This is a genomic window from bacterium (assembly GCA_024228115.1).
Taxonomy (GTDB): domain Bacteria; phylum Myxococcota_A; class UBA9160; order UBA9160; family UBA6930.
In genome coordinates this window covers 1-12,826 of record JAAETT010000093.1, presented here as the reverse complement: position 1 = coordinate 12,826, position 12,826 = coordinate 1, and the positions used below count along the sequence as shown (strand labels likewise).

Annotated in this window: 11 protein-coding genes; 6 read left to right on the top strand and 5 right to left on the bottom strand. The window is 64.7% G+C overall.

Features of this window, described 5'->3' with window-relative positions; all coding sequences use genetic code 11:
* Positions 1–134: 134 nt before the first annotated feature.
* Both GY937_05015 and GY937_05010 read right to left on the bottom strand, forming a co-directional pair.
* Entirely contained in the window at positions 135–1,139 is a 1,005-nt protein-coding gene (locus tag GY937_05015; GenBank protein ID MCP5056072.1) for an AAA family ATPase, read from the bottom strand.
* Positions 1,140–1,240: 101 nt separating this feature from the next.
* Complete coding sequence (locus tag GY937_05010; GenBank protein MCP5056071.1) at positions 1,241–4,219, bottom strand: AAA family ATPase; 2,979 nt, start codon at positions 4,217–4,219, stop codon at positions 1,241–1,243.
* Positions 4,220–4,330: 111 nt separating this feature from the next.
* Between GY937_05010 and GY937_05005 the strand changes: the two genes are divergently transcribed.
* Complete coding sequence (locus tag GY937_05005) at positions 4,331–5,230, top strand: NAD-dependent epimerase/dehydratase family protein (GenBank protein MCP5056070.1); 900 nt, start codon at positions 4,331–4,333, stop codon at positions 5,228–5,230.
* Between the two features lie 21 nt (positions 5,231–5,251).
* On the opposite strand, the gene GY937_05000 is transcribed toward GY937_05005, so the two are convergent.
* Both GY937_05000 and GY937_04995 read right to left on the bottom strand, forming a co-directional pair.
* A complete protein-coding gene (locus tag GY937_05000) occupies positions 5,252–6,019 on the bottom strand; it encodes a methylenetetrahydrofolate reductase (GenBank protein MCP5056069.1) in 768 nt (255 codons plus the stop codon).
* Between the two features lie 14 nt (positions 6,020–6,033).
* Positions 6,034–6,906 (bottom strand): methyltransferase, encoded by an 873-nt coding sequence (locus tag GY937_04995; GenBank protein MCP5056068.1) that lies wholly within the window; start codon positions 6,904–6,906, stop codon positions 6,034–6,036.
* A 60-nt stretch (positions 6,907–6,966) separates the two neighbouring features.
* Here GY937_04995 and GY937_04990 point away from each other — a divergent pair, with 60 nt between their 5' ends.
* From GY937_04990 to GY937_04975, 4 genes are read left to right on the top strand one after another with little or no spacing between them, the layout of a single operon-like run.
* Positions 6,967–7,926 carry a MoxR family ATPase gene (locus GY937_04990; GenBank protein MCP5056067.1) on the top strand — a complete coding sequence of 320 codons (960 nt, stop codon included), beginning with the start codon at positions 6,967–6,969 and terminating at the stop codon, positions 7,924–7,926.
* Positions 7,881–8,921 (top strand): DUF58 domain-containing protein, encoded by a 1,041-nt coding sequence (locus GY937_04985; protein MCP5056066.1) that lies wholly within the window; start codon positions 7,881–7,883, stop codon positions 8,919–8,921. The genes GY937_04990 and GY937_04985 overlap by 46 nt, the downstream gene beginning before the upstream one ends.
* Entirely contained in the window at positions 8,918–10,987 is a 2,070-nt protein-coding gene (locus GY937_04980; GenBank protein MCP5056065.1) for a DUF3488 domain-containing protein, read from the top strand. Before GY937_04985 ends, GY937_04980 begins: the two co-directional genes overlap by 4 nt.
* Positions 10,984–11,496: an HAD family hydrolase gene (locus GY937_04975; protein ID MCP5056064.1), complete on the top strand. Its 513-nt coding sequence runs from the start codon at positions 10,984–10,986 to the stop codon at positions 11,494–11,496. Before GY937_04980 ends, GY937_04975 begins: the two co-directional genes overlap by 4 nt.
* A gap of 18 nt (positions 11,497–11,514) precedes the next feature.
* On the opposite strand, the gene maiA is transcribed toward GY937_04975, so the two are convergent.
* Entirely contained in the window at positions 11,515–12,162 is a 648-nt protein-coding gene (maiA, locus tag GY937_04970) for a maleylacetoacetate isomerase (protein MCP5056063.1), read from the bottom strand.
* A 94-nt stretch (positions 12,163–12,256) separates the two neighbouring features.
* On the opposite strand from maiA, the gene GY937_04965 reads away from it, so the two are divergent.
* Entirely contained in the window at positions 12,257–12,730 is a 474-nt protein-coding gene (locus GY937_04965; GenBank protein MCP5056062.1) for a hypothetical protein, read from the top strand.
* Positions 12,731–12,826: the final 96 nt, after the last annotated feature.

The window sequence follows — 12,826 nt, the reverse complement described above, 5'->3', positions numbered from 1 at the left end:
GAAGCACACTCCGCATTCGCGCCACGGAATGGGCATCGACCACCCAAAACGAGATCCGTCAGCGTCAATCGCCGCGCGGCACGCTGAAACATTGGAAAGCCAGCTTCTCAGCCAACTTTCGTGCATAGTTCAGGCTAGTGCGGCTGATCCAACTGTCGAACCTTTACGCCCGCTTCGCGGAGCAGCCCGACCGAGACATGCCCGAGCGGATACTCAGCACTGAACACGACTTCCGCGATCCCCGCGTTGATCATCATCTTTGTGCACATTAGGCATGGGCATAGTGTCGAGTAGAGAGTGGCGCCACGCACACTAACTCCGTGATAGGCGCTTTGCGTGATCGCGTTCTCTTCGGCGTGGGAGCAGACACACTCGCCGAGGTCTGAACCGCCAGGACCAAAGCTGTTGCAGCGGGGGCAGCCACCCTCATTGCAGTTGGTGGTTCCCCGTGGCGTACCGTTGTATCCAGTAGCGACGATCCGCTTGTCGATCGTCAAGACTGCAGCCACCTTTCGCTTTACACAGTTGCTCCGAGATGCCACGACTCGGGCGATACTCATGAAATACTCATCCCAGCCTGGACGCTCGAAGAAGAGGTTGTCGCGAAGGAGGCCTTGAACCGCTCCCTGCAGGCCATCGAGTTCGCCGTCGTTTCGGATGGTATGGTCGGCAAGTTCACGGACCGCGAGCAGCTGCTGGCCAGCCGGGTCCTCGCTTACGAGTTCGGAACCTTCCAAGCGGCGCAACTCTGCCAACGTCTCCGGATCACCTTGGCGGTTTCGATCTCGCATTCGCCGAAATCGGATCTCTTCGTCTGCATCGATCCATAGAAGGCGAAAATCTGAAGCCAGTTCCCGGAGCACCTCGACCTCTGCCGGGTGACGGATCGAATCGATCACGTAGTTGTGGTTCGGCTCCAGGAAACCCATGAGGCGACGCGCCAGCGCGCTTGGCCCTTCCGTCTCCCGAAGAGCCGTGCCGGTTTCGATCATCAGCTCTCGAGTCTCCTTCAACCCCTTGCGAGCGAGTTCTTTGCGGATCACGTCCGAAAGAGACCACGCCGAGAAGCTGCAACCTTGAAGGAAGGAGACGACCTCCCCTTTTCCGGCCGCGTACAGGCCGGAGACTCCGATGATCATTCCGCCATTTCCTCCGCCGCAGCTTCACGCGGAGCTGCCGCTGGCAGAGTCTAGGTCAAGGTCGGGCTCCGGGACATCGCGCCATTTCCGGGATCGCGGGTTCAACCTGGCAGCCCACCACCAATCTCCAGTACAGACTTCGAGACTGCCACCAAACCGAGGCTAGATGCGATCTCACCTGCTTCACGAAGCTCTGCCTTGGCCTGCGAGATTTCGGTTCGGAGCCCAGTCTCTAGCCTTGCTCGGGCAAGGTCGGTCAACGTGTACGCTCGCCATACGATGCAGCTTGCTCGGCTGTCGGCCTCCGCTGCCTCTTCCAAACAAGTAATTGCAGCCATGTACTCGCCCTCTGAAGAGTAGAGCCGTCCAACCACGCGACCGACAATTCCCCATGTGAATACCCCGTAGCCCGCTGTAGGCCGCTGTCCCAGGTAGGGCTGGAGGCGCTCGCGAAATCTAGGTCCGTCTTCTTTGATTCCCAGCCCGAGGGAAGCCTCGGCAATGTATGTCAGCACACAGAGCCACACATTGTCCTCAGCGTGATCGGCGACAGCGGCGCCCATCGCTCGATAGTCGAGCATTGCCAGGCTCGTTTCCCCTGCCCGTTCCGCGAACAGCGCCCGACCCGCTCGCCAGATCGCGAAGGCAGGAAAATCTTCGAGCATCCTCGACATGCCGGGAAGTACGTCGCGAAACTGCCCAAAATGGAACGCCTTCAAGACACCCAGCCCTTCGCAGCTTTGTGTCAGATTGGCGTCATCGTACGGCTCTCCGAGCCGCGCCATTTCCTTTGTCATGCGTTCCATCTCAAGCCAGTTTCCCTCATCCAGCGCCAGGCTTGCCTTGTAGAGCGCGGGGTACCAACGGCTCTCGGGAGCCCCCGGCTTTTGGACGAGGGTTTCTAGACGAGCGATCTCGCGTTCACGCTGGGCCCTCTGGCCCAACTCGGCCAACGTGGAAATGCGGAAGATTCGCGCAACGGTCTCGATCTGTGCGTCTCCCGCGTCGGCTGCTGCGGCCGCCAATCCGGACACGGCGTTCAGGCGTGTCCGAACATCTCTTGGTTGCCACAGGGCAGCAACTCGGAAGAGGTCGACGAACAACCTGGAGCTGCGGTCTCCAGCGCCTTGGGCCGCCTGTTCCGCAGCTTCGAGCAGCTCTTCCCGCTCGCTCAGAGAGCCGGGCTCCCAATACAGCGTCATCGCGAGGCGGGCGAGGAGGCGTGAGCGCTCCGCGTGGGCATCCGCCGGAACATGGGTCAGGGAACGCCGGATTACTGAGACGGCAACCTCATCGACCCTGCCTGCCTCGATCGAGGCCACGCCCGAGGCGACCATCAATGATGCCTCGCAGCCGATCCGCCAATCGCCTGCCTGCTCGGCGATCGTCATGGCCTCGAGGATGTTCGTTCTCGCTTCTTCCTTCTGCCCCATCGCCTTGAGAGCTGCCGCGAGGTCGATCGCGGCCCGTGGCTCAAGGTTGCGGCACACATCGTGCTCGCGGATCAGGGAAAGCGCACGTCTGCAGTGGAACGCGGCCTCCGAGAAAGCCCCTCTCGAGAGCGCCTCGTGGCCCGCGAAGGCTGAATACTCCGTGCCTGGTTCGGCACCTGAAAGGGAGATGGCTTCGACGTAGTGATACGCCAATTCCGACGATTGCTTCTCTCCCACGCCGAACTCTTCCAACGTCTTCGCGACCAGGTAGTGAAACTCCGTCTTCCTGCTTGGGCCGAGTCGACCGTAGATGGCATCGCGAACCAGAGCGTGAGAGAAGCGCGCGTACCCGCCAGCAGAGTTCCGCGAATGTACGAGGGATGCATCTTCCGCCAGCCCGAGGTCTTCGAGCGTTTCACTCTCGGAACGATCGAGCACGGATGAGACCTGGGCGATCGAGAACTCTCGTCCGAAGACCGATGCCACAGCGAGCGTCTGCTGGCACCGTTCCGGGAGAAGGTCGACGCGCGCCTCGGCCGCGACCACCGCGCTGGTGGGGAGCTCCGGATTTTCGGACGAGGCCGGCTGCGAGAGGAGTTGGGTGAGAAAGAGCGGATTTCCGCCGGACAGCTGATAGATCCGATCGAATCGTGCGACGTCGAGTTCACCAGACATCTCGTCCGCCAGGGTTCGTGCCGCTCGCGCGTCCAGGGGTGCGGCATCGATGATCTCCGCCTGCCGCTCCAAGCACCGTAAGGCCTCGAGGCGCTCGGGGGGCCATTCCACTTCGCTTGTGCGATAGGCGGCCAGGACGAAGATGGGACACGGCCTCATCTCTTCGCACAAGAAGACGAGTTGCCGAAATGAAGCATCGTCGGCCCTGTGGAGATCGTCGATCACCAGAACAATCGGAATACGCGCAGCCGCCTCCCGCCACAACTCAGAGGTCATGTCCATCGCTCCAAAGTGGGTGGGCTCGATCCCACGAGCCGACCCGCTTGGCTGGCCGGGCCGATGAAGCCAAGCCTCGGCGGCCTCCGAGAGTTGTGTTTCCCCCAGCACAGTCGCAAAATCCCGTAGGCCCCTCGCCATCTGGATCCACGGCCACAACGCGGGGGCACCTGGCTCTTCGGAGCACCGACCGACCACCACCGAATGCCCGCGTTCACGGGCGCTCGTCGCAAACTCGCTCCACAGCCGTGTCTTCCCCGCACCGGGCTCTCCGCGGATCAGCGCGAACTTCGGGCGCCCTTCACGAGCTTCGTGAAGCAGGGATAGAAGTGTTTCCATTTCCCCTGCCCGCCCCACGAACGGGGAACCCTGAGCCGCTGCCGCGGCATCCAAGCTCACAGGGGCTATGAACTTCACGCCCCTTCCGCGCACGGTCTCGATCAGCCGTGGCTCCTTCGCTGTATCTCCAAGCACGCGCCGTGCCGCGTAGAGCGCCTGGGAAAGGACATGATCCGAGACGTGGCCCCCCTCCCAGACCCTCTCGAGGAGTTCATCTCGAGCCACGATCCGATCCCGTTGCTCTACGAGACGGATGATCAGAGCCAGAACGCGAGGCTCCACGGCAACCACGTTGCCGTCGCGACGTATCCGGAGTTCGGAATCGTCCAGTTCGAAGTCGAGAAAGCGATAGATCAATGGGCGATGGATGAGGTCGGATGCCTCGTCTTGGATGAGTAGCGTTTGTGTCGCCTCAGTTCATCTCCACGGCCAGTGGCTTCCCCGCACCGGCTCTGTCAGCCTCCGCCCATGCGCATCCTCGTCACCGGAGCCCGCGGCCTGGTTGGCCGTCTCCTCCTGCCTCGGCTGGAAGCGGACGGCCACGAGACGATCGGTTGTGATCTCGAAGTGGATGTCGCGGATGGAGCGGCAATTGGCGGGCTCGTGGCGGAGGTCGCGCCAGAAGCGATCGTCCATCTCGCTGCCATTTCGGCAACGCGAAATCCAGATGACGACCCGGCGGAGATCTTTCGGATCAACTACGGCGGCGTGGGTTGCGTGCTCGGGGCGATGCGGGCGCATGTGCCTGGTGCGCGGTTGTTGTTGGTGACGTCAGGCCTGATCTATGGCACGGGCTTGGCCGAGCATGAGTCGTTCGATGAATCGGCGCCGCTTCGGCCGCGCGGCGCCTACGGTTGGAGCAAGGCGGCGGGGGATCGCCTGGCTGCCTACCAGGCCGCGGAAACTGGCCTGGATCTGGTTCGGGTTCGGCCGTTCAACCACACCGGGCCGGGGCGGCGGGAGGATTTCGTGGAGGCAAAGCTGGCCAAGCAGCTCGCAGCCATCGAGCGCGGCATGCAAGAGCCGGTGGTCGAGGCGTGGAACGTCGAAGGCACCCGCGATTTCCTGGATGTCGAGGATGTGATCGACGCCTATGCCTTGCTGCTCTCACCCGAGATGCCGCCGGGGGTGTACAACGTGGCGAGCGGCCGCGGGCTGCGCATTCGCGAGATCTTCGAGCGGTTGCTTGCCCAAAGCACGGCGGAAGCAGAGCTCAGGGTGTCGGCGGAGGCGCAAGATGCTTCGGATCGGAGCGTTGGCTGTGCCGATCGGCTGCGAGCCACCACAGGTTGGGCTCCCAAGCGCGATCTGGACGACACGTTGGGGCGCTTGCTCGAAAGCTGGCGGGGCGCGTTGGCCTCTTCCTAGGCCGAACCCACGGCCGAAGAATCAGCTGCCTTCCGTGAGCCCGCCCAGGATCTCGACAAGGTCCACGCGGATGGGCATGAAATACAGCGAAGCCTCGCATTCGGCAGCCCAGGCCATCGCATGCTCGGCATAACGTCGGTTCCAGGCCAGGGTGGGCTCGAAATCTCGTGGCAGGAAGGCGAGGTTGCGTCGCTCCCAGTAGCGTCGTGTGGAGGCCGCCATGACTGGAGATACGCCCCAGTAGACACGCTCGCCCGCGAGCAGATCTGCCCAGACGTCCTGGTATCGCAGATCGAAGAACGGCTGGGTGAAGAAGCCGTCTGCACCGGCCTCGCGTTTCTCTCTTGCATAGGCGCACTCACGTGAGGGGCTCGCGCGGTAGGGATCGAGCGCCGCGTAGATGGTGAGGCCAGGCAAGGTCTCGCGCAGGGCTCGGATGAGTTGGACGCTCGTGGTCCCGCCGGCCGGAGCTCGGCCGTCCGGGGTGTCGCCCTGCACGATGATGACCTCTTCGAGATTGGCCTCGACCAGGTGCTGCTTCAGGAGATCCAACGAGAGCGGCGCGTGCTCGGCGCCCATCAAATCGACATCCATCGCCCGGAGGTGCGGGATGGCGCGGTTGACACGGCCCAGAGCCGTCCGGCAGGCCTCCCAGCTTCGCAATCGGAACCGGGGCAGATCCGGGATGTTGACCGTGTCGAAGCCGGGGAGACACTCGCGAATTCGCTGCAGATCGGCCTGGAGAGAGGCCTCCGTGCGGGGGATCAGCTCGATCGAATGCGGCAGCATCCGAATACATTACTCTATCCGGATATAGTAATGCAAGAAATTGCCAGCCAATGATCACCGAGCGCATCTTGATGCCGCCGGCTCTCCACGGCTTCGAGGCCGACCCCCGCCAATGCCTCGTCCACAAGGGCCTGTTCCTCGTCGAGAAGGCCCGAGAGGATCACCCGCCCTCCTGCGCTGCAACGGGCGCGAATCGCCTCCAAAAGCGGGAAGAGCTCCGCCCGGATCATATTGGCCAACACCAGATCGAAGGGCCTCTCTCCCAGCCCCTCGATCGGGCCTGTCCACACGCTCAATCCAGCCGTGAGACGGTTGCGAGCCGCATTTTCCCAGGTGGCCTCGGTCGCCAACGGATCGAGATCCAGGGCCACGGCCTGCTTCGCTCCGAGGCCCAGCGCGGCCAACGCGAGCACACCGGTACCGCAGCCCACGTCGAGCACCCGCTGCTCTGCGATCGCCGCCTGGGGCAACGCGTCCAGCAGGTCGAGGGCGAGCCGGGTAGAGGCATGGCCTCCCGTGCCGAAAGCCTGGCCCGGATCGATCACAAGAGCGATCTGGCCCGGCGAGGGTTCAAAGGGAACGAACGAGGGAGTAACCGCCAGCCGCGGGCTCACGACGATGGGCTCGAGCCCCTCCTTCCAGGCTTCACTCCAGGCCACTTCCGCGATGGGTACGGGAACCCCGATGTGCAGCTCCTCACCAAGGGCGTCGCGCAGGGCAGCCTCCACGGCTTCCCCGTCCTCCGCGCCCACGAACATGATCAGCGAGGGCGGAGGGCCGTTGCGTTCCTCGGCACCCAGGGCGCCGGCCGCCACTCCCAGGGCGAGGGCGCGCTCGCGGGCATCCTGGCTACCGCCCTCCACCGTAACGCTCACGTAGCTGCTCAAACCTGCCGAAGGTAGCGGAGAGCGCGCGAGGCCCATTTGGAGAACCCCCAGTCCCGACCTCTGGAAGCCACAGCTGCCGCGCAGTTGGCGGCTGCATTGCACGCGAACTGCGAGCGCGCGCTGCGCGGCAAGCCCCACGTGGTCGAACGCGCGGTGGAGACCCTGATCGCTGGGGGGCACCTGCTCCTCGAGGATGTCCCGGGAGTGGGCAAGACGACGCTTGCCGCGGCTCTGGCCCGGAGCGTCGCCGGGAGTTTCCGGCGCATCCAGTTCACGAGCGATCTCCTCCCGAGCGACGTGATTGGCGCTGCCCTGCCTGAAATCGCGGAAGGCCGCCCCACGGGCGCGCTCGTCTTCCACCCAGGCCCGTTGTTCGCCCATGTCGTCCTCGCGGACGAGATCAATCGGGCCAGCCCCAAGACCCAATCGGCCTTGCTGGAGGCGATGGCCGAGGGGCACGTCACGGTGGACGGCGAGCTCCACCCTCTCCCCCAGCCCTTCTTCGTGGTGGCGACACAGAATCCCGCCGAGCACGCGGGAACGCATGCGTTGCCCGAATCGCAACTCGACCGTTTTCATGCACGCATCTCGATCGGGTATCCGTCACCGGAAGACGAAGCCGCCGTGCTGCGTGACGATCCGGCCGTGACCGCCCTGCCCCAGCTCGAAGCCGTGATCACGCCAGCCCAGCTCTTGGCGCTTCGCGCCTGTGCCGGGCGCGTGAAATTCGATGATGCGCTGGTCGCCTACCTCCTGGCGATCGTTGCCGAGACCCGTGAGCACGAAGCGGTGCGCATTGGCGCATCGACGCGCGCTGCCCTCGCGCTTCGCCACGCGGCCCAGGCGCACGCGCTGGTCGATGGCCGTGATTTCGCCATCCCGGAGGACGTGAAAGAACTCGCGTCGGACGTCCTTGCCCATCGCCTGGTCTTCGATGCCCACGCGCAGGCAGGTGCATCTTCCGAGGAAGCCCGGTGGATCCTGCAGGAGATCCTCGAGCGGGTGCCGGTTCCGCTGTGAAGAAAGGCCGAGCGAGCCTCGGTTGGCGCCTGCGCCGCAGCCTTCGCCCGCCCCGATCGCTCAAGCCCACCCGCGCGGGCTGGAGCTTCTTCGCGCTGACGCTGGGTGTCGGCTTTGCCTCGCTCAACACCGGCAACAACCTGCTCTACATGGTCCTCTCGGTCATGCTCGGTTTCCTCGTGCTTTCCGGCGTGTTCTCTGAGGCCGCATTGCGCCATCTCAGCGTGCGCCGAAAGCTGCCGCGGGAAATCTTCGCCGGCACCCCGGCCACCATCGCATACGAGGTACGCAACAAGAAACGCCGCGTGCCGAGCTACGCAATCGTCGTCGAGGATCTCGCCGGCTTCGATCTCTTCCAGACGTCGCCCGCCACGCGCGCGTTCTTCTTCTTCATTCCTGGGGAAGCCGCCATCTCACGTATCACCCGCTGGATCCCCGAGCGCCGAGGAGAGATGAGCTTCGCGGGTTTCCGCGTCTGGACACGGTTCCCCTTCGGTTTGTTCGTGAAGGCCGCCGTCTTCGAGGGTCCGCAGACGGTGCTCGTCTATCCGGAACCCGCCCCGCAAGGACAGCTCGCGGAAGGCAATGTCAACAGCGAGGCTCGCGGCGAACGCAGTTCGAGCCGAGCCGGTGACAGCCCGGAGGCGGCGGGCGTGCGCAGCTATGCCCCCGGCGACAGCTTCCGACGTGTCCACTGGCCCCATAGCCTCAAGGCATCCAGCCTCCTGGTACGCGATCGCGAACAGGAAGACAGGCCCGAACTCGTGGTAACCCTCGCAACCGCAGGGGCAACGCCCGGCCCCGCCTTCGAAGCCGAAGTCAGCCGGGCGACCGGCCAGATCCTGCGCCACATGGCCGAGGGCTGGCGGGTGGGCCTGCGCACCGACGATCACTTCCTGCTCCCGCGCGATGGCGAGCAAGCACGGCGAGAAATGCTGAGGCTGCTTGCCCAGGTTCAACCAGGCTGCGCTGAGAGCGCCGGGCACGCCGCGTGAGCCGCACCGAATTCCGCGAACATTCGACTTCCCCCCGGCCGCGGTCGGCCGTGGTGATGGTCGCGCTTGCGACGCTCACCCTCGCGATCACCGAGCAGATCTCGCCCGTGGTGCTGGGCGTGACGGTGGCATGCATTGCGTTCACGGCCTGGCAACAAGATCGTCGCTATGCGTGGCAAGAGAATCGCATCCTCTTGAACGCAGGATTGATCGCGTGTCTCTTCGTGGCTGGAAACCTGATGCGAAGCGGGCTCGCGGTCGTTGCGCTCGCCCATTTTGCGGTGCTTGCCCAGGGGCTCCAGCTCCTCGATGCCCGCGCCAGGCGATCCGAGTTCCTGCTCGTGGCCCTGTCCGTGTTCCAGGTCATCCTTGCGGCGAACCTCACCGATCATCTTGCTTTCCCCCCGTTGCTGATCCTCTTCACGATGGCGACGGTCTGGACCCTCACGGTGCACACCTTGCGGGCCGAGGCGCTCGAAATGGGAGAGCCCCAGGCCGCCCAGCGTGCGATCTCCGGCCCTCTCCTGCGCACGACCACCTTTGCCAGCCTGCTCTCGATTCTCCTCGCCGTGTTCCTCTTCCCGATGCTGCCCCGCATTCGTTCGGGATCGCTGGTCTCGACAGGGATCGGCTCTCCGATGGCGGTCGCGGGCTTCTCGGAGAACGTGGAGCTGGGCGATCTGGGACGAATCCGGATGGATCCGGAAGTCGTGCTGCGGGTCGAGCCGATCGACGGGGCTCTTCCCTCGCCTCAGGATCGCTATTGGCGAGGCCTGGCGTTCGATCACTTCGATGGACACCGTTGGGCGATCACGCCCTCCGAGCGAGCCTCGATCAAGGGAGACACCGAGATCGGGCTGGATCTCGGGGTTCGCCGGCTCGGCGATCAGATCCGCCAACGCATCACGCGAGAGAAGCTCGCAACGGGCGTGATCTTCTCACCCGGATTGGCCACGGTCGTTCGCGGGGATGTGGGCCGCCTGCAACACGACGCCGGTGGCTCGCTGTACGGAATGCGTACCGCGGGGGATCGCGTCGACTACCAGGTAGCCGCCGATGTCCGAACGCCGGAGCATATGCAGCTGGGGGGTGACGCCGCCGTGCCCCCGGTCGAAGCGGGCGAGCGTTACCTGCAGCTCCCAAAGCTCGACCCCGCGGTGGCCGAGCTCGCGTTGGAGCTGGTTGCGGATGCGACGACCGATGCGGACCGCGCGGCCGCGCTCGAACGCCACCTTCGGAGCCAGGGCCGGTACACGAACGACGTCCCCAGCCACGGAAACGGTATCCGTTCGCCCGTCGAGTCTTTTCTTCTGGAACGAACGGAAGGCCACTGCGAGTACTTCGCAAGCTCGATGGTCGTACTCGCCCGCAGTGCGGGGCTGCCCGCACGTCTCGTGAATGGTTTTGCGGGGGGCGTCGGCAATCCAATTGGCGGCTTCCTCGAAGTGACTCAATCCGATGCCCATACCTGGGTCGAGATCCACTACCAGCAAGCCGGCTGGGTCCGCTATGACCCGACGCCCGCCGGGCTTCGAATGGCAGGTGCGGCCGCGCTACGCGGCGAACGCTGGCTGGCGAGCCTGAGTAGTGCGGCCGAATTGTGGTGGTTCCGGATCGTCGATTTCGATCGGAACAGCCAGGGCCGCGTGCTCCGCAAGGCCTGGCTGGCGTGGCACCGCTGGCGCGACACGGGTCGCGCCAGCGCCGCCTTGCCGGAGGCCACCCCATCCTCCGGCTTGCCGCGCCTGCCCCTCGGGTTCTGGCTCGCCGTCGGCGCTGGGCTTCTGGCGATCGTGGGCGTCTTCCGCATTCGTCACCGAAGCGTTCCCGAACTGCCTGCATTCTACGCCCGCGCGCTCAGCCTGCTCGCGCGCAAGGGCTTCAAGCGAAGCCCGGCCACCACAGCGCGGGGTTTCCTGCTCCACGTCGAAGACGCAGCGCCCGCCTCCGCGGGGCCTGCATTCGCTCGCATCACAGAGGCGTACCTGCATCAGCGTTTCGCCGGGATCCCTGCGGGCGATCGGTCACACGATCTCCAGGAGCTGCGTGATAGCCTCCGTTCATGAATCGTTTCGTCTTTCTCGATCGGGACGGCACACTGGTGCGCGATCCAGGCTACGTCCACTGCATCGACGATTATGAGCTGCTGCCTGGCGTGGTCGACGGGCTTCGGCAGCTGCAAGCGGCGGGATGGAAGCTGGCCATCGTCACGAACCAGAGCGGCATCGGCCGCGGCTTCTTCGAGGAGCAGGATTTTCAAGCCTTCCAGAAGCACTTGATCGATGATCTGGCGGCGCAGGGTGTCCGCATCGAAGCGACTTTTCACTGCCCCCACGCGCCGAACGACGGCTGTTCCTGCCGCAAGCCTGCCCCGGGTCTCCTCGAACGAGCACGCGACGAACTCGGCGCCGCGCTCTTGGACTCGTGGATGATTGGCGACAGTGCCCGCGACGGCGAAGCCGCTGCTGCCGCTGGACTGGGGGGCTCCATCTGGATTGGCGGTCCAGAGCAGAACCGTCCGAAGAGGTGCGAAGCCGCGGCCGACTTCGCGAAGGCCGCGAAGCGACTTTCCTGAACGCTCTCGGCAGCTTGCCTACGAATCAGGTGCATCCCCTTGACGTTCGGGAGCCGCGCGCTGAAACGCATCGAGGCCCTGGCAGGCATTGAAGATGCGAGCGAGGGTCGGCCAATCGGCGAGATCCCCTCCACTGTTTCGCATCCAGTTGACGACCTGGGGAACGACGCAGACATCCGCCAAGCTGGGCTCGTCACCAGCACAGAACTGGCCGGTTTCGGAGCTTGCGGCCAGCATGCGTTCGAAAACACCGAGACCCCTCGAAACCCAGTGCCGGTACCAGCGGAAGCGGTCGGGGTCGGTCACGCCAAGAGGGTCTGCCAGATACGTGAACGGACCGGTGTTCTGCAGCGGCTGGGTGTCGGCCACGATCAAGAGAGCCAATTCACGCACGTGAGCCCGGGCTGCGGGAGATTTCGGGAGCAAGGGCCGTTCCGGATGGCACTCCTCCAGATACTCCAGGATCGCAAGGGCCTGACCGAGCCGAACATCGCCATCGATCAGAAAAGGGACTCGGCCATTCGGGTTCTCCGCCAGGAACTCGGGAGCCAATTGTTCGCCCCGGCTGAGATCCACATAGATGTCTTCGCGGGCGAGGCCCTTCCACTCGAGGGCAATGCGTACGCGGTAGCTCGCGGAGGAGCGGTGGTAGGTATAGAGCCGCATCGTTCCGTCAGCCTTCCTGTCTGTGCCCACACGGAATCTACCGCGTCAAGCGGGCGCCCGGCCCAACCGATTCGAGAACCGTATGCTGCACCTCATGCGAACCCTCCGGCGTCTTGCGCTCTTCATCCTTCCTCTTGCCCTCCTCCTCTCATGCCAGGCCGACGATGAGGAGAAGCTCGAAACGGCCCGGAAGGCGGTCCCCGAGGCGCTCCAACGAGGCGACCGGATGGCGGCTCGCCGCGCCGCAGCGGAACTCGGCAGCGAGGTGCCGGGCAACGCCGCCCGAGCGGTCGAGATGGCCGAGTTGCTGGTACTGGCGGGTGAAACACCCCGAGCCATGTGGCTGCTCGAATCCGCGTCGGAAAAATATCCAGGCGACGCCGACCTGGGGATCGCGATGGCCTTGGTCGCCCTGCGGCTCGGCAACCCGAGCCTGGCGCGCACGGCGAGTGAGCGGATTCCTCCGGGCTCCCCCCGGCACGCTACCGCCCTCATCCTGCGTGCCCAGGCGGAACTCGGCCTCGGACTGTTGGCGATCACGAGAAACCGTAGAAATCTGATCATCTAGCCGTGGTCGCGCGCGAGTGCTGGTTTCTCGTCAGAACGGCGAATCGGTGTCGGTCGGATCGGTGTCGAGTTCGCGATCGAGAGCCGCGAGGTAGTG

Bases quoted from the DNA above. Each gene is read 5' to 3' on its own strand.
- GY937_04975 (MCP5056064.1), top strand. From the start codon at position 10,984: ATGAATCGTTTCGTCTTTCTCGATCGGGACGGCACACTGGTGCGCGAT.
- GY937_05005 (MCP5056070.1), top strand. From the start codon at position 4,331: ATGCGCATCCTCGTCACCGGAGCCCGCGGCCTGGTTGGCCGTCTCCTC.
- GY937_05015 (MCP5056072.1), bottom strand. From the start codon at position 1,139: ATGATCATCGGAGTCTCCGGCCTGTACGCGGCCGGAAAAGGGGAGGTC.
- GY937_04965 (MCP5056062.1), top strand. From the start codon at position 12,257: ATGCGAACCCTCCGGCGTCTTGCGCTCTTCATCCTTCCTCTTGCCCTC.
- maiA (MCP5056063.1), bottom strand. From the start codon at position 12,162: ATGCGGCTCTATACCTACCACCGCTCCTCCGCGAGCTACCGCGTACGC.
- GY937_05000 (MCP5056069.1), bottom strand. From the start codon at position 6,019: ATGCTGCCGCATTCGATCGAGCTGATCCCCCGCACGGAGGCCTCTCTC.